This window comes from Actinomadura viridis, assembly GCF_015751755.1.
In the GTDB taxonomy this organism is placed as follows: Bacteria; Actinomycetota; Actinomycetes; order Streptosporangiales; family Streptosporangiaceae; genus Spirillospora; species Spirillospora viridis.
Window position 1 is genome coordinate 7,246,999 of the sequence record NZ_JADOUA010000001.1, and the last position, 24,495, is coordinate 7,271,493.

22 protein-coding genes are annotated in these 24,495 nt (G+C 73.6%); 18 read left to right on the forward strand and 4 right to left on the reverse strand.

All coding sequences use genetic code 11. The annotated features are described in order from the left end of the window. The first annotated feature begins 61 nt into the window (after window positions 1–61). On the forward strand, window positions 62–493 hold the full coding sequence (locus IW256_RS32915) for an SgcJ/EcaC family oxidoreductase (RefSeq protein ID WP_197014649.1): 432 nt from the start codon (window positions 62–64) through the stop codon (window positions 491–493). An 81-nt stretch (window positions 494–574) separates the two neighbouring features. Here the strand turns inward: IW256_RS32915 and IW256_RS32920 are convergent, their stop codons facing one another. The 3 genes from IW256_RS32920 to IW256_RS32930 form a co-directional block, all read right to left on the reverse strand. Continuing rightward, on the reverse strand, window positions 575–1,678 hold the full coding sequence (locus tag IW256_RS32920) for an acetamidase/formamidase family protein (protein WP_197014650.1): 1,104 nt from the start codon (window positions 1,676–1,678) through the stop codon (window positions 575–577). 96 nt (window positions 1,679–1,774) lie between these two features. Then, window positions 1,775–3,970 carry a cytochrome P450/oxidoreductase gene (locus IW256_RS32925; RefSeq protein ID WP_197014651.1) on the reverse strand — a complete coding sequence of 732 codons (2,196 nt, stop codon included), beginning with the start codon at window positions 3,968–3,970 and terminating at the stop codon, window positions 1,775–1,777. A 133-nt stretch (window positions 3,971–4,103) separates the two neighbouring features. After that, window positions 4,104–5,186 (reverse strand): NAD(P)-dependent alcohol dehydrogenase, encoded by a 1,083-nt coding sequence (locus IW256_RS32930; protein ID WP_197014652.1) that lies wholly within the window; start codon window positions 5,184–5,186, stop codon window positions 4,104–4,106. Between the two features lie 76 nt (window positions 5,187–5,262). Here IW256_RS32930 and IW256_RS32935 point away from each other — a divergent pair, with 76 nt between their 5' ends. The 13 genes from IW256_RS32935 (at window position 5,263) to IW256_RS32995 (ending at window position 19,014) form a co-directional block, all read left to right on the forward strand. Continuing rightward, window positions 5,263–6,711 carry an aldehyde dehydrogenase family protein gene (locus IW256_RS32935; protein WP_197014653.1) on the forward strand — a complete coding sequence of 483 codons (1,449 nt, stop codon included), beginning with the start codon at window positions 5,263–5,265 and terminating at the stop codon, window positions 6,709–6,711. A 138-nt stretch (window positions 6,712–6,849) separates the two neighbouring features. Next, window positions 6,850–7,920, forward strand: a complete 1,071-nt coding sequence (locus IW256_RS32940; RefSeq protein ID WP_197014654.1) for a zinc-binding dehydrogenase — start codon at window positions 6,850–6,852, stop codon at window positions 7,918–7,920. After that, complete coding sequence (locus tag IW256_RS32945) at window positions 7,917–9,449, forward strand: amidohydrolase family protein (RefSeq protein ID WP_197014655.1); 1,533 nt, start codon at window positions 7,917–7,919, stop codon at window positions 9,447–9,449. Before IW256_RS32940 ends, IW256_RS32945 begins: the two co-directional genes overlap by 4 nt. Window position 9,450: 1 nt before the next feature. Beyond that, on the forward strand, window positions 9,451–10,539 hold the full coding sequence (locus IW256_RS32950; RefSeq protein WP_197014656.1) for a BMP family ABC transporter substrate-binding protein: 1,089 nt from the start codon (window positions 9,451–9,453) through the stop codon (window positions 10,537–10,539). 1 nt (window position 10,540) lies between these two features. Further along, complete coding sequence (locus IW256_RS32955) at window positions 10,541–12,175, forward strand: ABC transporter ATP-binding protein (protein WP_197014657.1); 1,635 nt, start codon at window positions 10,541–10,543, stop codon at window positions 12,173–12,175. Continuing rightward, entirely contained in the window at window positions 12,172–13,389 is a 1,218-nt protein-coding gene (locus IW256_RS32960; protein WP_197014658.1) for an ABC transporter permease, read from the forward strand. Before IW256_RS32955 ends, IW256_RS32960 begins: the two co-directional genes overlap by 4 nt. Beyond that, on the forward strand, window positions 13,386–14,300 hold the full coding sequence (locus IW256_RS32965) for an ABC transporter permease (RefSeq protein ID WP_197014659.1): 915 nt from the start codon (window positions 13,386–13,388) through the stop codon (window positions 14,298–14,300). The genes IW256_RS32960 and IW256_RS32965 overlap by 4 nt, the downstream gene beginning before the upstream one ends. Window positions 14,301–14,400: 100 nt before the next feature. Next, complete coding sequence (locus IW256_RS32970) at window positions 14,401–14,856, forward strand: VOC family protein (protein WP_197014660.1); 456 nt, start codon at window positions 14,401–14,403, stop codon at window positions 14,854–14,856. Next, window positions 14,838–15,341: a nuclear transport factor 2 family protein gene (locus tag IW256_RS32975; RefSeq protein ID WP_307829263.1), complete on the forward strand. Its 504-nt coding sequence runs from the start codon at window positions 14,838–14,840 to the stop codon at window positions 15,339–15,341. The genes IW256_RS32970 and IW256_RS32975 overlap by 19 nt, the downstream gene beginning before the upstream one ends. 181 nt (window positions 15,342–15,522) lie before the next feature. Beyond that, a complete protein-coding gene (locus IW256_RS32980; RefSeq protein WP_197014661.1) occupies window positions 15,523–16,482 on the forward strand; it encodes a fumarylacetoacetate hydrolase family protein in 960 nt (319 codons plus the stop codon). Next, complete coding sequence (locus tag IW256_RS32985; RefSeq protein WP_197014662.1) at window positions 16,479–17,642, forward strand: amidohydrolase family protein; 1,164 nt, start codon at window positions 16,479–16,481, stop codon at window positions 17,640–17,642. Before IW256_RS32980 ends, IW256_RS32985 begins: the two co-directional genes overlap by 4 nt. Beyond that, the gene (locus tag IW256_RS32990; protein ID WP_197014663.1) at window positions 17,639–18,580 is read left to right on the forward strand and encodes an HpcH/HpaI aldolase family protein; all 942 of its coding nucleotides are present in this window, start codon (window positions 17,639–17,641) and stop codon (window positions 18,578–18,580) included. Before IW256_RS32985 ends, IW256_RS32990 begins: the two co-directional genes overlap by 4 nt. Then, a complete protein-coding gene (locus IW256_RS32995; protein WP_197014664.1) occupies window positions 18,577–19,014 on the forward strand; it encodes a cupin domain-containing protein in 438 nt (145 codons plus the stop codon). Before IW256_RS32990 ends, IW256_RS32995 begins: the two co-directional genes overlap by 4 nt. An 83-nt stretch (window positions 19,015–19,097) precedes the next feature. Here IW256_RS32995 and IW256_RS33000 read toward each other — a convergent pair whose 3' ends face one another. Beyond that, window positions 19,098–19,892 (reverse strand): IclR family transcriptional regulator, encoded by a 795-nt coding sequence (locus IW256_RS33000; RefSeq protein WP_197014665.1) that lies wholly within the window; start codon window positions 19,890–19,892, stop codon window positions 19,098–19,100. Window positions 19,893–20,136: 244 nt separating this feature from the next. Between IW256_RS33000 and IW256_RS33005 the strand changes: the two genes are divergently transcribed. The 4 genes from IW256_RS33005 to IW256_RS33020 are packed head-to-tail and all read left to right on the forward strand — an operon-like array spanning window position 20,137 to window position 24,461. Then, on the forward strand, window positions 20,137–21,495 hold the full coding sequence (locus tag IW256_RS33005) for an aromatic ring-hydroxylating oxygenase subunit alpha (RefSeq protein ID WP_197014666.1): 1,359 nt from the start codon (window positions 20,137–20,139) through the stop codon (window positions 21,493–21,495). Beyond that, window positions 21,492–22,010 (forward strand): aromatic-ring-hydroxylating dioxygenase subunit beta, encoded by a 519-nt coding sequence (locus IW256_RS33010; RefSeq protein WP_197014667.1) that lies wholly within the window; start codon window positions 21,492–21,494, stop codon window positions 22,008–22,010. The genes IW256_RS33005 and IW256_RS33010 overlap by 4 nt, the downstream gene beginning before the upstream one ends. A 19-nt stretch (window positions 22,011–22,029) precedes the next feature. Further along, window positions 22,030–23,229 (forward strand): Dabb family protein, encoded by a 1,200-nt coding sequence (locus IW256_RS33015; RefSeq protein ID WP_197014668.1) that lies wholly within the window; start codon window positions 22,030–22,032, stop codon window positions 23,227–23,229. After that, a complete protein-coding gene (locus tag IW256_RS33020; protein WP_197014669.1) occupies window positions 23,193–24,461 on the forward strand; it encodes a hypothetical protein in 1,269 nt (422 codons plus the stop codon). The genes IW256_RS33015 and IW256_RS33020 overlap by 37 nt, the downstream gene beginning before the upstream one ends. Window positions 24,462–24,495 lie beyond the last annotated feature (34 nt).

Below are 24,495 nucleotides of genomic sequence, written 5' to 3' on the forward strand. Positions count from 1 at the left end.
TGGTCGATGGCGGCGGTCATCGCCGTCCCGGACGCGTTCCGGCACAGGGGAAGGAACGGTTATGGCGAACGAGATCCTCGTGGTGGGAGACATCGCGCCGGAGACACAGGCTGCGGTGACGGGTGTGGTGAAGGCGCTGGAGAAGGCGTTCAACGCCAAGGACCCCGTCGCGTTGAGCGAGCAGTTCGCCCACGAGACGTCCTGGACGAACGCGATGGGTGTGCGCCTGGACGGCCGTGAGGTGATCGCCGAGTCCAGCGCTCCGGCGATGAAGGGGTTCCTGCGCGACTCGTATGCGCGCTACGACGTGGTCAAGCTGCTGGAACTCGCACCCGGGGTGGTCGCGGTGAACGTGGCGCAGGCGCCCACCGACAGCGCGGGCGGCCCCGTCGAGGGGGTGCGCGGGGCGGCGCTGTACGTGATCGCCGAGCGGGAGGACGGCTGGAAGATCGTGGCCGGCCAGAACACCATGGTCCAGACTCCGGCCGCCTGACGTCTCCGGCCGATGCGTTGGGGTGCGGCGAGTTGTCGTCGTGGGGATGTCCGAGACGGCAACTCGCCGCAGGTCAACGCTTCAGGTGGCGGGGAAGTCGGACTTGCGGATCATGCAGTGGACGCCCTTGACGCCGTCGACGACCTGGCTGATCTCGAAGTCGGCGGCGGCGCTCAGGTAGGCGAGGGCGGTGGAGCGGGGCATGCCCTGGGTGAGGGACAGGAAGCCGACCGCGGCGCGTACGGCTTGCTTCATCGCCTCGTTCAGGTCCTCGTGCAGGCCGACGGGGAGCCAGTGGGTGGCGGTCTCGGCGAACGGCTCGCCGAGCAGGCCGAGCAGGGTGGCGGCCTCGGCCTTCGGGATGACGGTCAGCCGGACGGTCGCGCGCAGCGGCGCCTCCAGGGCGGTGAGCGCGACCTCGCCGTCGCCCTGGGCGTAGTGCGGGTCGCCCGCGTAGAACGAGGCGCCGGGGACCTGGACGGGCAGGTAGAGGGACGAGCCGACCTGGAGTTCGTTGATGTCCAGGTTGCCGCCGTGGCTGCCCGGCGGGACCGAGTGGACGGGGTCGGCGGTGTCCCGGGCGACGCCCATCAGCCCGAGGAACGGGGCGAGCGGGAAGCGGGCGGCGAGGCCGTCCCCGTAGGGCAGGGAGCCGAACAGCCGGCCGCCGTCCTCCATGACCTCGGTGAACGCGCAGACGCTGTTGTGGTCGCGCGGGGTGCTGCCGGGGCCGCTGTCGGGGCCGGTCTCGGGGAACTCGCCGGGGAGCGCGCCGAAGCCGTGGCGGTTGCTGATGAAGCCGTACGGGGCGCGCAGCAGCAGGCCGAGGGTCTCGACGCGCAGCACGTCGCCGGGTTCGGCGCCCTCGACCCTGATGGGGCCGGTGACGACGTGCGGGCCGTCGGCGTCGAAGTCGTGCGGGACGGGGGAGGCGGCCAGGTCGCGGGAGTCGGTGAGGACCCGGTCGGCCGGGACGCCGAAGCCGGCGAGGAAGCCGACCGGGTCCCGGCCCTGGTCCTCCAGGATGCCCTCGTGGCTGAGCGTGTCGATGGTGACGGTGTCACCGGACGACACGGTCAGCACGGGTGCGGTGGTGGCGTTGGGGAGCCATCCCCACAGGCTGGTGTCCGGGGTGGTCCGCAGGTAGTGCGCGCCGTCGATACGGCCTTCCTTGGGCTGAAGCATGGGTCAGATGCTCGCCGCGGGAGACGTTCGCGCTGTTCCAGAGGCGTTAACTCCCGGTAACGGTCGCACATTGCGAGATGCCGTCTCGTATGACGCTCAGAGGTCGAGCACCAGGCGAGACGAGGCGCAGCGGCCCACGCAGATCATCATGGTCCGGCCCGCGGCCCGTTCCTCCTCGGTCAGCACCGAGTCGCGGTGCTCCGGCTCGCCGCCGAGCACGCGGGTCTCGCAGGCGCCGCAGTAGCCCTTCTCGCAGTCGTACGAGAGGCCGGGCACGGCCTCCTGGACGACCTCGATCAGGCGGCGGTCGGCGGGGACCCGGAGCGTACGGCCGGTGCGGGCGAGGTGCACCTCGAACTCGGTGTTGAGGGACGGGTCGAACGCCACCTCCAGGGCGTCGGCCCCGGTGAAGCGCTCGACGTGCAGCCGGTCCGCCATCCCGCGGGCCGTGGCGGCGCGTTCGGCGGCGGCGATCATCGGCGCCGGGCCGCAGCAGTACACGGCGGTGCCGGGGCCCGTCCCGGCGAGGACGGCGTCGAGGTCGGGGACGCCGTGCTCGTCCTGCGGGAGCGCCTGGAGGCGGTCGCCGGCCAGGTCGCGGAGCTCGTCCAGGAAGGCCATGGACGCGCGGGTCCGGCCGCCGTAGACGACGCGCAGGTCCGCGCCGCGCCGGGCCGCCTCCCGCACCATCGCCAGGATCGGGGTGACGCCGATGCCGCCCGCCAGGAACAGGTAGTCGCCGGCGGGGACGAGGGGGAAGTGGTTGCGCGGCCCGCGCACCCCGAACGCCACTCCCTCGCGGGCGAGCCCGTGCAGTTCGACGGACCCGCCCCGGCCCTCGGCCTCGTGCAGGACCGCGACGCGGTAGTGGGAACGGTCCCGGGGGTCGCCGCACAGCGAGTACTGGCGGACGCGGCCGGACGGGAGGCGGAACTCCAGGTGCGCGCCGGGCTCCCAATCGGGCACGTCGGCGCCGTCGGCACGGGCGAGGGTCAGCGCGAGGACGCCGTCGGCCGCGGTGTCCGCCCCGGTCACGACCATGTCGTAGGACAGGGTGAGGGGGACGGGACCGGCGGACCCGGTGGCGCGCGGGCCGGGGGTGAAGACGGCCGGGATCGCGTCCCAGCCCTTCTGGTTGCCGCTGGTGGGGTAGCCGATGAGGCCGTCCTCCAGCACCTGGAAGTCGGGCAGCCGGGTCAGCACCTGGCCGATCATCTCGCGGAACATGGCGCGGGCCAGGTGGGCGCCCGCGCAGCGGTGCGAGCCGATCCCGAAGCTGAGGTGGCGGGAGGCGTCCCGGTCGAGCCGGACGCGTTCGGGGTCGGGGAACACCGCCGGGTCGTGGTTGGCGGCGACCCAGGGGATCAGCACCCGTTCGCCCGCGCGGACCGGGCAGCCGCCGACCTCGGTGTCGGCACGCGCGGTCCGGGCCATGGACTGGGACGGCGCGAACGCGCGCAGGAACTCCTCGGTCGCGGTCTCCAGCAGGTCGGGCGACTCGATCAGCCGCCGCCGCTCCTCGGGGTGGCGGCTCAGGTGGACCAGGACGGAGCCGGTGAGCGAGGTGGTGGTGTCCACGCCGCCCGCGATGAGCAGTCCGATCACCGAGACCAGTTCCTCTTCGGAGAACGGCTCGCCGTCCGGGCCGGTCGCGGCGGCCAGCACGCTGACCGCGTCGTCGCCGGGCTCGGCACGGCGCTCGCGGACCAGCTCGCGGATCCGCTCCTCCATGTAGGCGAGGCCCTGGGCGCCGCGCAGCGCGCGTTCGCTGTCGGCGGGGGCGGCGAAGATGTCGTGGATCGGCCCGGCGAGCCTGGCCCAGTCGTCCTCGGGGAAGCCCAGCCAGTCCAGGGTGACCGCGGCGGGCACCGGGTTGGTCAGGTCGCGGACGAAGTCGGCCGAGCCCAGTTCGATGAACGCGTCCACGGCGCGGGCGGCGTGCCGGGCGATCATCGGCCTCAGCCGGTCCACCGCGGCCGGGGTGAGCAGCGGGTTGATCAGGTCGCGGTAGCCCGTGGCGGCGGGCGGGTCCAGCTCGATCGGGTACTGCTCCAGGCCCGGACCGCTGGGGATGACGATCGACACGTGGTCCTGGTCGCCCGTCGCCGCGCGGGAGGAGGAGAAGGCCGCGTCGTCGCGGGCGATCCGTACGACGTCGGCGTACCGCGTGGTGTAGACGAACCCGCCGTGCGCCTCGGTGCGCCCCACCGGGCAGCGCTCGCGGAAGCCGGCGTAGTACGCGACGGGGTCGTCGTTGCATTCGGTGGAGTGGTGGTCGAAAAGCTCAGTCATGGTGCGCTGACTCCAGATGCGCATCGGTGCCGCGCGGTGTTTCCCAGCCGCGCCACTGGGGTCCTGCTCAGTGTTACCAGGTGCCGGACGGTGCCAGGCGGTGCCGGACGGTGTCCGGCGGTGCCGGAGGGTGTCAGTCGAAGGTCAGCACGGCCTTGCCGACCGTGCCCCGGCGGGCCGCCTCGGCGGCCTCGTTGATCCGCTCGAACGGGAACCGCGTGATCAGGCCGTCCACCGGGAACCGCCCGGCCGCGTGCAGCTTCAGCAGTTCGGGCAGGAAGACCTGGGGCATCGCGCCGCCCGCGATGATGCCGGTGATGGTGCGCCCGTTCAGCACGCTGCGCCAGTCGAAGCTCATCTCCTCGCTGGGGCCGACACCGATGACGCCGCAGGTCCCGAGGGGTGCGAGGGTCTCGACGGCGGTACGGAGCACGTCGGCGCGGCCCGTAGTGTCGATGGCGTGGTCGAAGCCGTCGGGGGCGATCGAGCGCAGTTCCTCGGCTCCGGTCGCGCCGCCGGTGACGAGGTGGGTGGCGCCGAGGGTACGGGCGGTGTCGAGGCGTGCCGGGTTGACGTCCACCACCGCGATGGTCGAGCAGCCGCTGAGCACGCCCGCGAGCAGCGCGGCGACGCCGACCGCGCCCGCGCCGAAGATCGCCAGGGACGAGCCGGGCGCGGGGCGCAGCACGTTCAGCACTCCCCCGGCGCCGGTCTGGAACCCGCACCCGAACGGGCCGGCCACGGCGAGGTCGGTCTCCTTGCCGATGGGCACGACCGCGCGCGCGGGCGCGACCACGTGCGAGGCGAACGAGGACTGGCCGAGGAAGTGGGCGTTGATCTCGGTGCCGTCCAGCGAGACGGCCGACGACCCGTCCGGGCGGCGGCCGGTGAAGTTGACCGCGTCGAAGGAGAGGCAGTAGGCGGGCGAACCGCTCAGGCAGGGCCGGCATCCGCCGCACGAGTTGAACGTCATGGCGACGTGGTCGCCGGGGGCGACCGTGGTGACCCGGTCGCCGACCTCCTCGACGACGCCCGCGCCCTCGTGCCCGAGGACGGCCGGCGTACCGAAGAACGTCGCGAACTCCAGGTCGGTGCCGCAGACCCCGACGGCGGTCACGCGCACCAGCACCTCGTCCGGGCGGGGCTTGTGGAGTTCCACGTCGCGGAGGGTGAAGGGCTCACCCGGGGTCTCCAGAACGGCGGCGCTGACGCGCATGAGGCCTCCCGAGCACATTTCACAGAAAGATACGGCATCTTGACATGCGGGATAATGGCGGTCAAGGATTTCCGGTATGTCCGAACTTGAAATACCGGTCGCCCGGCACCTGATCGACGGGGCCTGGGTTCCCGCCGCCGACAAGGGCGAACTCCCCGTCATCGACCCCGCCACGGGGCAGTCCATCCAGCCGGTGGCGCGCGGCGGCCGGGCGGACGTCGACGCCGCCGTCGCCGCGGCGCGCCGCGCGTTCCCGGGCTGGGCCGCGACCTCGCCGTCCGAACGCGGCGCGCTGCTCGGCCGCTGGGCGGCGCTGCTCATCGAGCACGTCGAGGACCTCGCCCGCCACGAGGCCCAGGACGTCGGCAAACCCCTGTCCGGCGGCCGGATGAACGGCTTCATCGCGCACGGCATCATCGAGTACTTCGCGGGCGCCGCCGACAAGCTCACCGGCGTCACGCTGCCCACCCGCACCCCCGACTTCCTCGGCTTCACCACCCCCGAGCCGTACGGGGTGTGCGCGGTCACCATCCCCTGGAACGTGCCGATGGTGCTGACCGCGGCCAACGTCGCCCCCGCGCTCGCCGCCGGGAACACCGTCGTCCTCAAGCCCTCCGAGGTCGCCCCGCTCGCGCCGCTGGCCCTCGCCGAACTGGCTCGCGCCGCCGGGTTCCCGCCCGGGGTGCTCAACGTCGTCACCGGGCTCGGCCCGGACGCCGGGGTCGCGCTCACCGCCCATCCGGACATCGACCACATCAGCTTCGTCGGCTCCACGGCGACCGGCCGCGCGGTGATGCGCGCCGCGTCCGACAACCTCGTCCCGGTGAAGCTGGAGCTGGGCGGCAAGTCGCCGAACGTGGTGTTCGCCGACGCCGACCTGGACGTGGCGATCCCGGCGATCGTCGGCTCCATCACCGAGAACGCCGGCCAGAACTGCTACGCGGGCTCCCGGCTCCTGGTGGAGGAGTCCGTCCGCGCCGAGGTGGTCGAACGGGTCGCCGAGGGGATGCGCGCCGTCCGGCTGGGCAGCTGGGACCAGGACCTCGACATGGGGCCGCTGGTCAACGAGACGCAGTACCGCAGGGTGCTCGGCTTCCTGGAGGAGGCGCCGCGCGAGGGCGCGCGGGTGGTCGCGGGCGGCGGCGCGGCGGACGCGCCCGGCTTCGTCCAGCCCACCGTCTTCGACCGGGTGGACCCGGGGATGCGCGTCGTCCGCGAGGAGGTGTTCGGCCCCGTGCTGGCCGTGCAGGGCTTCAGCGGCACGCGGGAGGCGGTCGAGCTGATGAACGCGACCGACTTCGGGCTGCTGGCGTGCGTGTGGACCGACGACGTGTCGCGGGCGCTGCGGGTCGCCGGGCAGGTGCGCTCCGGGCAGGTCGCGGTGAACCAGTTCCACGACGCCGGGGTCATCGGGTTCCCGTTCAACATGCAGAAGGACAGCGGGTTCAGCCGCGGCGGCGGGTACGCGGCGCTGCGCGAGTACACCCAGGAGAAGGCCGTGGCCGTGCGGCTGCTCGACCGCTGATCCCCGCCACGGGGGCGTGTCCGCTCGGCGGGAGGCTGTTACACCCTGGTTAAGGGTCCGGCGAGTTTCCCGCGAGGTGTTGACACACCACCGGGCGCAGGTTCAGAGTTACCTCACATTGTGATCCAGTGACTCACAATGCGAGATGGCAACGAGGCGTCGAGCGGCCGGGAGGTCAGGGTGAAAGCGCTGGTCCAGACCGGGTTCGGTGGTCCCGAGGTGGTCACGCTGCGGGACGTGCCCGACCCCGAGCCGGGGCCGCTCGACGTGGTCGTCCGGGTCCGGGCGTGCGCCCTCAACCGGCTCGACATCCTCCAGCGGCGCGGCCCGGCGATCCTGCCGGGCTTCGCCCTCCCGCACATCGCCGGGATGGACGTCGCCGGGGAGGTGGCCGCGGCCGGCGACGGTGTCCGGGGCCTGGCCACCGGCGACCGGGTCGTTCTCGACCCCACCCTCGGCTGCGGGACGTGCGCCGACTGCGCGGCGGGCGTCCCCGGCCACTGCGGCGCGCTCCGCGTCGTCGGCGGCAACGTCGCCGGGGGCTTCGCCGAGTACGTCGCGGTGCCGCACCACCTCGCGCACCGCGTCCCCGGGCACGTCGGCCTGGACGACGCCGCCGCCCTCCCCACCGCGTGGAGCACCGCCTGGCACGCCACCCGCACCGTCGGCGAGGTGGGGCGGGACGACGTCGTGCTCCTCCAGGCCGCCGCGAGCGCGGTGAGCATCGCGGCGCTCCAGCTCGCCCGCCACGCCGGCGCCCGCGTCGTCGCCGTCGCCGGGTCCGACGCCAAGATGGCCGTCGCGCACGAGCTGGGCGCCGACCTCGTTCTGCGCAACGACGACGAGGTGGTCGCCGCCGTCCGCCGCTTCACCGGGGGCCGGGGCGCCGACGTCGCGCTCGACCACGTCGGCGCCGCGACCTGGCACACCTCGATGGACGCCCTCCGTACCGGCGGGCGCCTGGTCACCTTCGGCAACACCAGCGGCGACGAGGTCACGATCTCGCTCGCCGGCGTCTACCACCGGGGCCTGCGCCTGCTCGGCTCCGGCGCCTACAGCGAGCGGGACTTCGCCGCGATGCTGGAGACCTACTACGGCGGCGGGATGCGGGTGCTCCGGACGGGCGAGTACGGCCTGGACGAGATGCCCGCCGCGTCCGCGCTCGCCGAGTCCCGCGAGACCGTCGGCAAGATCCTGGTCCGCCCATGACGACCGAGCCCACGACCCCTGAGCCCACGACCCCCGATCTCCCCACCCCCGAGCCCGCAGGCATGGCTGCCGGGCCCGCGGACCTGCTGGTCACGGGCGGGACCGTGGTGACGATGAACGAGCGCCGCGAGGTCCTCACCGGCGCCACGATCGCCGTCGCCGGAGGCCGGATCGCCGCGATCGGCACCGCCGCGGACCTGCGCGCCCGGCACCCCGGCACCCCCGAGCTGGACGCCCGCGGCTGCGTCGTCGTCCCCGGCCTGGTCAACGCCCACCAGCACCTCACCGTGGACCCGCTGATCCGCAGCGTGATCCCGGACGACCTGCCCGCCCAGGAGGCGATCTTCGGCTGGGCGGTGCCGCTGCACGCCCTGGTGAGCGGGGACGACGACGAGCTGTCGGCCGCGCTCACCGCCACCGAGTCGCTGCTGCGCGGCGTGACCACCGTCCTGGAGCCCGGCACCGTGGCCCACCCCGAACGGGTCGCCGCCGGCCTCCTCGCCGCCGGGATCCGGGGCCGCGTCGGCGGCTGGGGCTGGGACGCGCCGGACGTCCCGTTCGGCCTGCCCGCCGCCGAGGCGCTGGCCCGCCAGGAGGAGATCGTCCGGGCCCTGCCCGCGACCGGCCCCGTCACCGGCTGGGTCACCCTGGTCGGCCACGACCTGGTCACCGACGAGCTATTCACCGGCGCCGCCGAGCTGGCCGCACGCCTCGGCACCCACCTGACCTTCCACATGTCCCCGGGACCGGCCGACGCCGAGGCGTACCTGGAGCGGACCGGCGCGCGGCCCCTCGTCCACCTGCACCGGCTCGGCGTGCTCGGGCCCCGGGTGCTGCTCGGCCACGCGGTGTGGCTGGACGACGCCGAGGTCGAGGCCGTGCTCGCGACCCGTACCGCCGTGGCGTCCTGCCCGGGGGCCTACACGCGCCTCGGCCAGGGGTACACCCGGGCCGGGCGGCACGGCGAGCTGGTCCGGCGCGGCGGCCGGGTCGCGCTCGGCTGCGACTCCCACAACGCCGGCGACGCCCCCGACGTGCTGCGCGCCGCCGGGCTGCTGGCCGCGCTGGAGAACGACCGGGGCGCGTGGCCGCTGCGGGCCGCCGAGGCGTTCGAGCTGGCCACCCGCGCGGGCGCGGAGGCGGCCGGCCTGGGCGACCTCACCGGGTCGCTGGAGCCCGGCAAGGCCGCCGACCTCGCCGTCCTCGACACCCGCGACCCCTCCTGGGCGCCGGCCGGAGACCTGGCCACCCACCTGGTGTGGGGAGCGCCCAGCCACACCGTCCGCGACGTCGTGGTGGACGGGAAGGTGGTCGTCCGCGACCGCCGCGTCACCACCGTCGACACCGATGCCCTGCGCGCCGAAGCGGCGCACCGCTCCGCCGCGCTGCTGCGCGCCGCCGGCCTGGAGGTGCCGAGCCGCTGGCCGGTCCTCCCGGCGGAATCCTCAGGCCCGCCTCCCGCCCTTCCCCGCTCCTCCACGTCCCTTCCCTCCTCCCCGACTTCCCTGGCCGACCGAAAGGACCACTGAGGTGAACCACCGTAGAGCGGTGCGGCTCGCCGGCGCGGCGATCGCCTGCGCCACGCTGCTGCCCCTGGCAGGCTGCGCCAGCAACGACGCCACCGCAGGAAACAACACCACCGCGAGCGGCGGCGCCGCGACCGGCGTGCTGCCCGGCGAGCCCGACGTCAACGGCGACGGCAAGGTCGTCATCGGCGTGCTCAGCCCCGGCGACATCAACGACAACGGCTACTACCAGAGCTTCGTGGACGGCGCGGACGCGTTCGCCAAGTCCAAGGGCTGGACCGTGATCAAGCGCGGCAGCGTCCCGGTCAGCGAGGCGCTCAGCGCGGCCCGCGCCCTCTGCCAGCAGAAGGTGGACATGGTGGCGCTCGGCGCGAGCGAGCTCAAGGACGCGATCCCCGCGTCCGAGGAGGCCGTCTGCGCCAAGACCGCCTGGTACGTCCCGACGTCCGGCAACATCCAGCAGACCCCGAAGATCATGCTGTCCACCGACAAGGCGGACCAGAGCATCCTGACCGCCGGGTACGCCGCCGGCGTCATGATGAAGGAGCGCGGCGCCACCAAGGCCGCGTTCGTCACCGGCATGGAGGCCGACTTCACCCTCGCCGCGGCCCGCGCGTTCAAGGCCGGTGTCCGCTCGGTGGTGCCCAACGCCACCGTGACCACCACCTACGCCGGCGACCAGAACGACGCGGCCAAGGCCAAGGAGGCCGTCCAGGCCCAGATGGACCAGGGCGCGCAGGTCGTCTACCCCTACCTCGGCGGTTCCACGGACGCGGCGACCGCGCTCGCCAACACCAAGAACCTGATCACGCTCACCCCGGGCACCGACCGGTGCGCGTCCACCAGCCCCAAGTTCGACATCTCCGTGCTGTTCAGCCCGGGTGACTACTTCACCGAGGCGCTGAAGCAGTTCGCCGACGGCAAGCTCGCCATGGGCGTGGAGAAGGTCTGGACGATCGGCAAGGACCCGTACCCGACCGTCAAGTTCTGCGACGGCAACGCCGAGCGCCAGAAGCAGGTCACGGCGTACATGCAGGACATCGCGAGCGGGAAGATCGACGCCGCGGCCGAGGTGAAGAGGCTCGGAGGCTGACATGGGGGACCTGGACCGGCCGACGCCCGCGCTGCACCTGCGCGGCATCGGCAAGAGCTACGGCCGTGTCGTCGCGTGCGACGGCGTGGACCTCAGCGTGCACCGGGGCGAGATCCACGGGCTGCTGGGCGAGAACGGCGCCGGCAAGTCCACCCTCATGAAGATCCTGCTCGGCCTGGTCCGGCGCGACGCCGGCTCGATCCACCACGACGGCCGCGAGGTCGAGATCGACAGCCCGCAGGAGGCGGTGTCGCTCGGGTTCGGCATGGTGCACCAGCACTTCAGCCTGGTCGAGCCGCTCACCGTGTGGGAGAACGTCATCCTCGGCGACACCGGCAGGATCGACCGGGCGCTGGCCTGCGCACAGGTGGAGGAGGTCGGCCGCCGGTACGGGCTGCCGATCGACCCGCTCGCGCCGGTGGCCCGGCTGTCGGCCGGGGAGCGGCAGCGGGTCGAGCTGATCAAGTGCCTGCGCCGCGACCCGTCGGTGCTCATCCTGGACGAGCCCACCTCCGTGCTCACCCAGGCGGAGTCGGCCGAGCTGTTCGCGGTGCTGCGCGAGGTGGTGGCCGGCGAGGACCGGGCGGTGATCCTGATCAGCCACAAGCTGGCCGAGATCACCGCGGCCACCGACCGGGTGACGGTGCTGCGCCGCGGCCGGGTCGTGTTCCAGAGCGCGACCGCCGACACCGGGGCGCAGGAACTGGCCCGGCAGATGGTCGGGCGGGAGGTGTCGCTGCGCGCCGAGGCCGCCGCCCTCGGCATGCTGCCGGTCGAGCGGCGCCCGGCGAAGCGGACCGCCACCCGGCGGGCCGCGGAGGGCGCCGCGGCGGAACCGGACGGCGCGGCGACCCCGGACGAGGGGGCCGGGGTCGCCGGGGTCGCCGGGGACGAGCCGCCCGCGCTGCGGCTCCGCGACCTGGTGGTCCGTACCGACGGCGTCACCCTCCTGGACGGGCTCGGCCTGGACGTCGCCCCCGGCGAGATCGTCGGCCTGTACGGGGTGGAGGGCAACGGCCAGGCGACGCTCGGCGACCTGCTGTCCGGGCTGGTCGAGCCGGTGTCCGGCACCGTCGAAGTGCGGGGCGCCCCGGTCGATCCGGCCAGGCCCGGCGCCCTGCACCGGGCCGGGCTCGGCATCATCCCCGAGGACCGGCACGCCTCCGGGGTGGTCCTGGACATGAGCGTCGCCGAGAACCTGGTCATGAAGTCGCTCGACTCCGTGACCGGCCGGGGCCTGGTCAACCGGCGGAGGATGCGCGAGACGGCCCGCCGCCTGGCGGAGGAGTTCAACATCGTCACCGCGTCGCTGGACGCGCCCGTCCGCAGCCTGTCGGGCGGGAACCAGCAGCGGGTGGTGCTGGCCCGCGAGATGTCCGCGGACCCGGCCGTCCTGGTCGCCGCCCAGCCCACCCACGGCCTGGACGTGGGCGCGATCGAGGACATGTACCTGCGGCTGCGCAAGGCCGCGTCAGGAGGTGTGGGGGTGCTGCTGATCAGCACCGAGCTGGAGGAGGTCATGGCGCTGGCGTCGCGGATCGCGGTGATCTCCCGCGGCCGGATCGCCGGGGTCCTGGAGACCGGTGAGGCCAGCGCCGAACGGCTCGGGATGCTCGTCGGCGGGGTGGCCGCGTGAGCGGGACGAAGCAGGCCGCGCCGGCCGGATCCGCGCCCAGGCCCCAGCAGGGGGGCGGGGACGGGCCGGGCCGCCGCCTGATCACCTACCTCGAACCCGGCGGCCTGGGCGGCGGGCTGCCCACGGCCGGGACGACCGTGCTCGCCGTCGCCGTCGCCCTCGTCCTGTCGTCCCTGCTGGTGGCCGCCACCGGCGGGTCCCCGTCGGACGCGGTCAGGGCGCTGTTCGAGGGCAGCCTCGGCGGCTCGACGGCGTGGAGTTCCACGCTGCTGTACACGGCGCCGCTGCTCCTGGTGGCGGTCGGCGCGTGCATCAGCACCCGGGCCGGCGTGTTCAACCTCGGCCAGGAGGGGCAGCTGCTGATCGGCGCCCTGGCCGGCGCCTGGGTCGCGCTGCGGCTCGCCGTCCCCGGCCCGGCGCTGCTGCTGATCGCGCTGGTCGCGGCCATGGTCGCGGGCGGGGCGTGGGCCGGGCTGAGCTCGCTCATGCACCGGTGGCGCGGCGTCAACATCGTCGTGAGCACGCTGCTGATGACGTTCCTCGCCCAGCAGCTCGTCGCGTTCGCCGTGACCACGCCCTGGCTGCTCCAGGAGACGCGGCTGGGCAACGCGACGGTCTCCCCGCAGTCCAACAAGCTCCCCGAGGGGGCGCTGCTGGGCTCGCTGGGGCAGTACCCGAACCTCCAGATCAACGGCGGCCTGCTGATCGCGCTGCTCGCGGCGGTGGTGATCGCGGTGCTCATCGCGCGCAGCCGCTGGGGCTTCCGGCTGACCATGCTGGGCCTGAACCCGCGCGCCGCCCGGCACGCGGGGGTGCGGGTCGCCGCGATGGCGGGCGCCGCGCTCGCGCTGTCCGGCGCGTTCGCGGGGCTGGCCGGGGCGATCCTGCTCACCAGCCCGGTCGGCACCAACCGCCTCCAGGCCGGCATCTCCACCAACATCGGCTGGGACGGCCTGCTCGTCGCGCTGGTCGCGCGCAACCGCCCGCTGCTGGCGATCCCGGTGGCGCTGCTGTTCGGCGTGCTGCGCTCGGGCGGCGGGTTCCTGGCCGCGACCGGCGTCCCGGCCTTCCTGGTGGACGTGGTCAAGTCGCTGCTGGTGCTGGCCTTCGTCATCCCGCCGGTGGCCGTCGCCGCGGTCCGGCGCCGCAAGGAGGCCCGCCGGGCGTCCGCGCAGGCCGCCCCGGCCCGCGTTCCCGAGGAGGCAGCCCTGTGAGCGCTCTCGACAACCTCTCCACGATCCTCGCCAGCGGGGCCCGGCTCACGGTGCCGCTCGCGTTCGCCGCCTGCGGCGAGTACCTGGCCGAACGCGCCGGGACGGTCAACATCTCGGTCGAGGCGATGATGCTGGGCGGCGCGTTCAGCTCGGTCGCCGTCGCGTCCGCCACCGGCAGCGCCACGGTGGGCCTGGTCGCGGGCATGGCGATCGGGGTGGTGCTCGGGTTCGTGCACGGCAACCTGTCGCACCGCGCCGCGATCAACACGTTCGTGGTCGGCCTCGTCCTGAACACGCTGGTGCTCGGCCTGACCAGCTACCTCATCACCACCAACGCGTTCGAGGGCCACCAGGTGTGGCAGGTGAACGTGCCGGTGCTGAGCGACATCCCGATCGTGGGCCGGGCGCTGTTCGTCGAACGCTGGCCCGCGTACCTGCTGATCGGGCTGATCCCGCTCACCTGGTGGCTGGTCGAGCGCAGCCGGTGGGGCCTGGAATTGCGCGCGGTCGGCGAGGCCCCGCAGGCCGCCGACGTCACCGGCATCGACGTCAACCGCCGGCGCCGCCAGGCGCTGCTGTGGTGCGGCGCGCTCTCCGGGCTCGGCGGCGCGTACCTGGCGGTCGGCGAGGTCGGCGCGTTCAGCCAGAACATGACCGCCGGCCGCGGCTACATCGTGATCGCCGCGGTGATCTTCGGTGCCTGGCGGCTGGGCCGCACGCTGCTCGGCTGCGCCCTGTTCGGGCTCGCCGACGCGATGCGGCTGGCGCTGCCCGCGCTCGGCGTGACGCTGAACTCGCAGCTGCTGATCGTGGCGCCGTACTTGCTCGCGCTGCTGGCGATGGTGGTCTTCGCCACCAAGGACCGAGAACCGCGCGCGCTCGGCGCCGCGTTCGAACGGGGCACGACATGAGCGGGGCCCCGACCCGTACGTCCGGCGGAGCCACGGGGGCCCGCCGCGCAACCCGCCCGGGGCGACGAGGCCCGCGGGCGCCCCTACCGAGGAGGACAACGTGACCGGAGGACTGACCAGCGCGAGGTGGACGCATGTGGCGCTGCCGACCGGCGATCTGGACAAGGCGATCGACTTCTACACCTCGCTCACCCCGCTGGTGGTGCTCGAACGCTTCAAGGACGCCGACGGGGAGAGCGTCTGGCTGTCCAACGACGGGCAGGTCGAGACGCCGTTCGTGCTCGTCCTGGTGTCGTTCAACAAGGACAAGGGGGGCCAGCTGGGGCTGCTGCACCCGTTCGCCCACATCGGCATCGAGGTGCCCGAGCGCGCCGACGTGGACGCCGTCGCCGAGCGGGCCCGCGAGCTGGGCTCGCTGCACTGGGAGCCGCGCGACATGCCGGACCCGGTCGGGTACATCTGCGCGCTGAAGGACCCCGACGGCAACGTCATCGAGATCTCGCACAACCAGAAGGTCTTCGAGACGGTCCGGGCCAAGTGGGGAGGACGGTCCTGACCACGGACCCGTCCACCGGCCCCGTCGCGGGTCCGGGCGCCGCGGCGCGGGTCGAGGAACGGACCCGCGCGGCGGTGCTGCGCTACCTCGGCGCCCTCAACCGGCACGACGCCGACGCCGTCGCCGGGTGCGTCGCCGAGGACTTCGTCAACGAGCACACCTCGGTGCTGGGCCGCGGCGTCATCGGCCGCGCCGCCTACCGCGAACGGCTCGGGGGGTTCCTGGCGGACTTCGCCGGCCTCCGGTACGAGATCGAGGACCTGGTGGTCCGGGACGTCCGGGCCGTGCTGGCCTACCGGATGTCGTTCCGCCTGGTCTCGGCCGGGAACGTGCCCGTGCGGGTGCGCGGCGTGTTCCGGTTCTGGGTCGGCGCGGACGGGCTGGTCGCGCGCCGCGTGGACTACTGGGACAGCGGCGAGGTCACCCGGCAGATCGAGGCGGCCCGGCCGGCCGGAGAGACGGCCGCGTCCGGCGGCACCTCCTGACCACCCTGGATCCCTGAACACCCCGAACAGCCGCTGAACCGCGGGAACCCACGGCGGACGCCCGCCCCGGCGAGCGGGGCGGCGCCGCCTCCTCGGGCTGCTCCACGGCGCTCATTTTGCATTGTGAGATGCCGTCTCTCATTTCTTGACATCAACCCATCTCGCATCGAAAGATGACGTCGTGCATGTTGTGATGACCCCGGACGGCATCGGCCGGATCGAGGACGGCGCGATCGCCGTCCTGGACTTGCCCCACCCGGACGCGGGCACCGTGATCGAGCAGACCGGCGCGCTGGACGCCCTCGGCGCCGGCCGGGTCGTCCGGCGCATCCCGCTGGACGAGGGCCCGGAGCTGCTGGCGCCCCTCGGCAGGCCGCGCGGCCTGTGGGGCGTCGGGCTGAACTACCGCTGCAAGGCCGCGCTGACCGGCCGTCCCGCGCCCGACGAGCCGATCCTGTACCTGGCCTCGCCCTCGTCGGTGTCCGCGCCCGGCGCGGAGGTGCCGCTGCCGATGGACCGGACCGCGGAGCCCGACTACGAGGCGGAGATCGCCGTGGTGCTCGGCCGCCCCCTCTACCGGGCCTCGGCCGCCGACGCCTGGGCCGCCGTCGCGGCCGTCACCGCCGCCAACGACTTCACCGCCCGCGACGTCATGCGCCGCACCTCCGCACCCACCCTCGCCAAGAGCTTCCCCGGCTTCACCGCCCTCGGCGCCTCGGTGCTGAGCCGCGACGAGATCGCCGATCCGGACGCGATCGGGGTGCGCGCCTTCGTCAACGGCGAGCTCCGCCAGGAGGGCAGCAGCGCGGACATGATCTTCCCGATCCCCGAGCTGCTGGCCCGCATCTCCTGGTACGCCGCCCTGCACCCCGGCGACGTCGTGCTCACCGGCACGCCCGCCGGCACCGGCCAGGACCGCGGCGTCCACCTGGCCGCCGGCGACACGGTGCGCGTCGAGATCGACGGCGTCCTCGCGCTCACCAACCGCGTCGCCGCCGCCCCGTCCGGGCCCGCGGCGCCGTCCGGGCCCGGCGCGACGCAGGCCGCCGCCCCGGCGGCCTCCGCCCTCTCCGTCCCCTCCGGACCGGCCGTCCCGTCCGGATCCGCCGACACCCTCACGATCGGGAGCCCTCCTCGATGACCAGCGCGCAGCAACCCGCCTACGACCACGTCCTCACCGGCGGGACGGTCGTCGACCCCGCCTCCGGCACCGACGCCCGTCTCGACGTCGCGATCAGCGGCACCCGCGTCGCCGCCATCGGCACCGGCCTGGCCGCCGACGCGGCGAAGGTCACCGACGTCACCGGGCAGCGCGTCCTGCCCGGCCTGGTCGAGGGCCACACCCACATCTTCCAGCACGTCTCCAAGGTCGGCGCGCCCCCGGAGGAGGCCCACCTGCGCCGCGGCGTCGTCGCCGCCGCCGACGCCGGCACCGCCGGGGCCTCCACCTTCGCCGCGTTCCGCACGCTGGTCGTCGAGCCGACCGAGATGCGCATCGTGGACTTCCTCAACGTCTCGGTGCTCGGCCTGATCGACTTCCGCTTCGGCGAGCTGCTCAACCCCGACACCCTCGTCGTGGACGACGCGCTCGAGACCGCCGCCGCCAACCCCGACGTCGTCCGCGGCTTCAAGATCCGGCTGTCGGAGGACGTGGTCGGCGAGCAGTGGGAGACGCTGCTGAAGAAGTCGCTGTCGCTGGCCGAGCAGGCCGGGCTGCCGCTGATGGTGCACATCGGCGAGACCTCCGAGCCGCTGCCGGTCGTCCTGGACCACCTGCGCCCCGGCGACATCGTCGCGCACTGCTACACCGGCAAGCCGCACGGCATCCTGGACGGCGACGCGATCCTGCCTGAGGTGCTGGCGGCCCGCGAGCGCGGCGTCCTGTTCGACTCGGCGCACGGCAAGAGCAACCTCAGCTTCGAGGTGGCGCGCCGGGCCATCGCCCAGGGCTTCCTGCCGGACGTCCTCAGCTCCGACACCAGCGCCCGCAACTGGCGCGGCCCCGTGTTCGACCTGCTGACCAGCATGTCCAAGCTGATCGCGCTCGGCGTCCCGTTCACCGAGGCCGTCGGCCGCGCCACCGTCCGCCCGGCCGCCCTGCTCGGCCTGGACGGCGAGGGGTACGGGCGGCTGGAGGCCGGCGGCCCGGCGCACGTCACGGTCGTCGCCGAGACCGAGGAGGTCGTCCTCCCGGACGCGGCGGGCAACTCCCTCACCGCGCCGCGGCTGGAGCCCACCCTCGTCCTGCACCACGGGGCGCCGGTCGACACCGTGCCGTGGCGCGGCCTGCCCGCCGAATGACCTCCCCCGGCCCCGCGTCCACCGGCCCCGCGTCCTCCGGTCCCGCGTCCTCCGGTCCCGCGTCGTCCGGTCCCGCGTCCTCCGTTCACCGGGCGCGGGCCGGGCTGCGCGCGGCGCTGCGCGAGGGCCGCCTCCTGACCGGCACCTTCGTCAAGCTGCCCGCGCCCGACGTGGTGGAGATCTGCGCCCTCGCCGGGTTCGACTTCGTCGTGGTCGACCTCGAACACTCCACGCTGGCCGAGACGGACGCGATCGGGCTGGTCAGGCATGCGGACCGGTGCGGGCTTCCCGCGCTGGTCCGCGTCCCCGAGGTGGACGCGCCGCTGCTGTGCCGCCTCCTGGAGAACGGCGCCGCCGGGTTCCAGCTCTCCATGCTGAGCACCGCCGAGCAGGCGTGGGACCTGGTCCGGGCGACGCGGTTCGCCCCGGCCGGGGACCGGTCGGTCAGCCTCGCCAACCGCGCCGCCGGATTCGGGCTGGCCGTCCCCGGAGCACCGGGCCAGAGCGCCCTGGACGCGCTGCTGAGCGCCGAACGGGACCAGCCGCCGCTGCTGGTCGGGCAGATCGAGACCGCCGTGGACGAGCCGTGGGAGTGCGTGATCGGCGACCTGGACGTCGCGTTCGTCGGCGTCACCGACCTGGCGGTGAGCCTCGGGGCCGAGCCGGGCGGTGAACGGCTGCGGTCGGCCGTCGCGGAGGTCCGGGACGCCGCCGGCCGCTGCGGCGTCGCGTTCGGCGGCTGGGCGCCGTCCCGGGCCGCCGCGCCCGCCCAGGGCCTGGCCGGGGCAGGCTACCTCGTCACCGGCTCGGACCTGCAGATCCTGGCCGCCGGCCTGACCGCGGCGGCCGCCCCCGACGACCCCGCACCCGACGACCCGGCACCCGACGACCCGGCACCCCACGACCCGGCACCCGACGACCGAGGAGGACGACCATGACCCCCCGCAACCCGAAGCTGTACGGGCGCGTGATCGGGTGGGACGACATCCCCGAGACCCGGCTGCGCGCCGGGGTGCGCCGCAAGGTCTACGCCACCGACGAGGTGATGATCGCCCACCACCGGCTCGCGGTCGGGATGGACCTCAACCCGCACAGCCACGAGGACTTCGACCAGCTCGTCCTCATCACCGAGGGCCGCTGCAACTACTACGTCGACGGCGTCGCGAACCCGATGGGCCCGGGGGACATGCTGCTGGTGCCCAGGGGCGCGGAGCACTACATCGAGCCGCTGGAAGAGCCGTGCGTCAACGTCGACATCTTCGTCCCGCCGCGCGCCGACTTCGCCCCGTCCCTCGCCTACGTGGACGACCTGGACGGGCCGGACGAGCCGGACGGGCCGGACGGGCCGGACGAGCCGGGCGAGCACCCCTGACCATGCCGGCCCACCCGACGCCCGCGCGTCCCGTCCCGCCGACCCCGCCGGTCAGGCCCCATCCGGCGGGCCGGGACGGGCCGTCAGGACGCGTCGGCGCCCTGGGGCGCGTGCGTGTTGCCCAGCCGCTGCGACAGCTCGCGGGTGGTCTCCAGCAGGGCCAGCGCCATCGGCGAGTCCGCCTCGCGGGACACGCTCACCGTGGTGCCCACGATCGCCATGGCGGCGATGATGGCGTCCCCCTCGAAGACCGGCGCGGCGATGGTGTGCACGCCGTTCTCGGCGGGGGAGTTGACCGACAGGCCGTGCTCGCGGATCCGGTCGCACTCCTCGCGCAGGTCCGGGGTACGGCGCATCAACCGGGCCAGCCCGGGCACCTGGTCGGCGGGCAGGTACGAGCAGAACACCCGTCCCTGGGCGGACGCGGTCAGGTCGAGCCGGGAGCCGACCCGGACGCTGATCCTGATCAGGTGGTCGGTGTTGTCGGCGGACCGTACGACGGTCGGCGCCTCGCCGTCCCAGATGCTCAGCACGACGGTCTGCCCGACCGCCTTGACGAGGCGGTCCATGTACGGCTCGGCGGCGGCGACGATCGGCAGCGCGGCGCGGGCGGCGGCGGCGAGGGTCAGCACCTGCGGGCCCAGCGAGTACAGGGCGGTGCGCTCGTCGTACCGGAGCAGGTTCGCCGCGCGCAGGGCCTTGGTGTAGCGGTGCGCGGTCGCCTTGCTGGCGCCGAGCCGGGTGGTGATCTCGTTGAGGCTCAGGTGCGGGCGGCTCACCGTGAACGAGTCCAGGATGAGCGCAGCGCGCTGCACGGTCTGGATGGTCGGTGCGGTCTCGGTCCCGTCGCCGTTGTCCCGGGCGGTCCTCGTTGCCATGTGTCCCTCGCTCCAGCCTGGGCCCCCGGGTCGCGACGCGCCCGGACGGCGACCGCGCGGCGCCTCGCGATGTCGTCTCTTAATGCGAGACGCAATCATGGCAACTGGGATAGCGGTCGTCAAATGTCCAGGACATCCCCGTTCGCCTCTTGACAGTATCTCCAGGCTACGCGAACCTTGGTCACAATGCGAGACACCATCTCGGATTGTTAAACGGAAGTTTCTAGAGAGGGGGTGGAGCCGGATGCCCGAGCCACAGGGCGCGTCCCTTCCGGACCGGCTGATCGTGGAGGACTGGGACGGGCTGACCTTCCGCGTCAACCGGTTCGCCTACCGGTCCGAGGAGATCTTCGAGCGGGAGCGCGCGCACATCTGGGCACGGACCTGGCTCTACCTCGGCCACGAGACCGAGGTCGCCGAGCCGAACGCCTTCCGCACCCGCGTGCTGGGCGGCCGTCCACTGATCTTCTGCCGTGACTCCGACGGCACCGTGCGCGCGTTCCTCAACGCCTGCCCGCACCGTGGAACGGTCCTGTGCCGGGAGAACGAAGGTTCCACCAAGCTCTTCCAGTGCTTCTACCACGCCTGGACGTTCCGCAATAACGGCGACGTCGCCGCCATCCCCGGCAAGGACGCCTACGAGGCCGCCGGCGAGGGCTTCCTGGACTCGATGCGGCTGCGCTCCGTCCCCCGCCTGGAGATCCACGAGGGGTTCGTCTTCGTCGCGTTCGACCCGGACGTGCCGCCGCTGCTGGAGTACCTCGGCGACGCCGCCGACTACATGACGATGATCCGCGAGCAGCACGCCGCCGGCATGGAGGTGCTGCCCGGCACCCAGCTCTACAGCGTGCGCGGCAACTGGAAGCTCGCCGTCGAGAACGCCATGGACGGCTACCACTTCTCCCCCACGCACAACACCTTCGTCGGCTACCTGCGCGAGACCGGCTTCGCCGTCACCGACGACGACCAGTACGCCTACAACCTCGGCAACGGCCACTCGCTGCTGGTCCTCACCGGCCACGGCGGCCGGATCAGCATGCTGTGGGAGCCGCGGTTCGGCGAGGACGAGAAGCGCCGCACCGAGGCGCACCGCGCCGAGATGGACGAGCGGCTCGGCCCCGAGCGGGCCCGGTACGTCGCCGACGAGAGCCACATCCTGTTCGTCTTCCCCAACCTCCTGCTGTTCGACCTCGAAGGGCTGTCGATCCGGCAGCTCGAACCCGCCGCCGCCGGCCGCACCGACGTCCGCGCCTGGCAGCTCGCGCCGCGCGGCGAGGACGAGGACACCCGGGCTCTGCGGATGAAGACCATGGTCAGCTTCGTCGGCCCCGGCGGCCTGGCCACCCCCGACGACATCGAGGCGTACGAGGCCGTGCAGCGCGGCATCGAGGCCACCGCCGGCGACCCGCGCCCCGGCATGGACTTCAGCGACATGTCCCGCGGCATGGTGGACGAGGTCAAGGGCGTCCAGGGCCGCTCCATCGACGAGGGCGCGATGCGCGGGTTCTGGCGGCACTGGATCAAGGCGATCGGCGCCGAGGACGCCCTGGCCGCCACCGGCCCGCGCCCCGCCGCCTTCCTCGAAGGGAGGAACGTCCGATGACGCGCTCCACGGGCACCGTCAAGGCGGGCGGACGCGAGGTCACCCGGGCCGAGGTGGAGGACTTCCTCTACGAGGAGGCCGACATCCTCGACGCCTGGCGGTACGACGACTGGCTGGCGCTGTTCGAGCCCGGCGCCCGCTTCGAGGTGCCGGCCACCGACTGGAAGGGCGAGTCGGCGTTCGCGTCCGGCTCGTTCGTCACCGACGACTGGGACCTGCTGCGCGCCCGCGTCAAGCGGCTCAAGTCGCGCAAGGCGCACGCGGAGAACCCGCCCTCGCGCACCCACCGGATGGTCACCAACGTCCGGCTGCACGAGCACGACGACCCGGCGCTGCTGCGGGTGACCGCCGCGTTCCTGATCCACCGGGCGCGGGACGGCGAGTTCGACCCCTACGCCGGCCGCTACGACCACCTGCTGGTCGTGGACGGCGAGGGGCTGCGCTTCCGGCTGCGCCGCGCCGTCCTCGGCCACGAGCTGCTCCGGCCGGGCGGCCGGCTCAGCTTCATCCTCTGAGGCCCGGAGGGAGCCCGCGATGATCAAGCACACCCTGGCCTTCCGGTTCCGGACGGACGTCTCCGCGGAGGACGCCGCGGCCGTCCTGGCGGAGCTGGAGACCTTCCCCGGCCGCTACCCGGCGATGCGCAACTGGTCGCTGGGCCGCAACATCAGCACCCGCGACTCGACGTTCACGCACGCCTTCTCCGTCGAGTTCGCCACCGACGCCGACCTCCGCGCCTACCTGGAGAGCGAGTCGCACGAGAGGTTCGTCCGCGAGCGCTGGCGGCCCGTCGTCGACAAGCAGGCGATCGTGTCCTACGAGACGAGCGACGAGAGCAGGAGCCCAGCCGTGTCCACCAGCCGTCCCCGTGGCCCCTATGGCATGGAGTACGCCCGTGTCGAGGTGCCCGACATGGCCCGCACGATCGAGTTCCTCCAGTACCACGTGGGTCTCCAGCTCGAAGAGCACACCGACGAGTACGCCTACCTGCGCGCCGACATCGAGCACCACTCGATCGAGCTGATCAGCGCGCCGGACCGGGAGACCGGGCACACCTCGGCGGTCGGGTTCAGCGTCGAGAACGAGGAGGTCCTCGAACAGCTCAGGAAGCAGGTCGCCGGCGCCGGGCACGAGATCCTCGAACTCCAGGAACGCCAGCGCGGGTTCTGCGAGGCGGGCTTCGCCGTCCGCGACCCCAACGGCCTGGTCGTCGAGCTGTTCACCGAGTTCCACGAGTACGCCGAGCCGCCGCTGACCGAGCTGCGGCCGGTGGACCTGGTGCACCCGTTCATCGCGACGCCCAAGTACGAGGAGTCGCTGGAGTTCTACACCAAGGTGCTGAACTTCCTGCCCTCCGACCACATCGTCGGCTCCACGACGTTCCTGCGCTGCGAGGACCGCTACCACCACAGCCTCGCCCTGCAGAACAACAAGGAGCACTACGTCGCGCACCTGTGCTTCGCGATGAAGAGCTTCGACCACGTCATGCGGGCCCGTGCCCGCGCCCTCTACAAGGGCGAGCCGATCGCGTCCGACCTGGTCAACCACTCGGCGTCCACGTCGATCGCGTTCTACATGCACGAGCCCGCGCACGGCCCCCGGTACGAGCTGTGCGACCGGCACCGCGTCTTCACCCTGGAGGAGCACGAGACCCACCGGGCCCGGCGGATGCGCCCCGACCCGCGCAACATCGACGTGTGGCGTCCCGCCGCCGACGACTGGGGCCGTTTCTGATCCGGACGATCGTCCAGGTCCTGCGGGTCCTGGACGAGGTCCCGGCTCCGTACGGGCACGAGGCCGCCGCCGCCGAGCACCTCGCCTCCTGGTGCTCGGCGCGGTGGCCCCGGATCGCCTGGACGGTCCGGCGGTACTCGGCCACCGGCGCGAGCCTGCACGCCGCCGTCCCGGGCACCCCGGACAGCGCGCCGCTGATCTACTCCCACCTGGACACCTCCCTCAGCGGCGACGCCGCCGAGGACCGTCCGATCACCGGCCGCGGCGACGCCCCCGGCCCGCTGACCGTGACCGGCGACCGCGCGGAGGGCTTCGGCCTGGGCGTCGCCCGCGCCCCGGCCGCCGCCGCCCTCGCCGGCTTCGTGACCGCCGCCCTCACGGAGGGCTCCCCGCCCGTTCAGCTGCTCCTGGCGGGCTCGGGCACCCACCGCAGCGTGCTGACCGGCGCGTCCCCGGCGGCCCGGACGACCGGCGTCGAGCACTTCCTGGCGGACGGCCCGCGCCCGTCCGCCGCGATCGTCGCCAAAGGCGGCCCGCCCACCCTCCTCTGGGAGGAGCCCGGCGCCCTCTACCTGCGGGTACGCGTCACGGGCGGGTACGGCGCCGTGCTGGCGCGCGAGTCCGCGACCCCGCCCGGCGGCGTCATCGCCCACGCCGCCCCGCTGATCGAGGCCATGGACCGCTGGTGCCGCCGCTACGCCGCGTCCAGCACACCCGCCGCATCGCAGCCCTCCCAAGTAGGCCCCGCCGCCGGAATCGGCTCGCTCGTGGCGGGCCGCCCCGACAAGCCCGACCTGTTCGCGGGCCTGCTGGAGGCTGGGATCTACGTGGTGACCGTCCCCGGAGCGGTCCCGTCCGTCCTCGCGGCGTCTCTGAAGAACGACCTCAGCGCCGCCCTGGCCGGAGGGCCCCTCTCCACCTGCGCGGTCGAGGTCGATCACGACGAGATCCATCCCGCCGCGGCGACCCCGTCCGGCGCCCCGATCGTCCGGGCGGCCCGCGCGGCCTGGCGGGGCGCCTTCGGCGTCGATCCCCCGCCGATCACCGGCTGGACGGGCTCGACGGACGGTGTCGTCCTCCGCGCCCACGGCGTCGACACCGTCCGCCTAGGCCCCCGTACCAGCCCCTCGCACGCCGACCCGCGCCGCGACGTGGCCCAGCTCCCCGACCTGGCCACCTACGCCCACCTCTACGCCCGCCTGACGTTGACGTGCGGCGAGTCGCTCCCCTGACCGCCAGCGGCATCTGTGGTTTCCGGTGACTCCT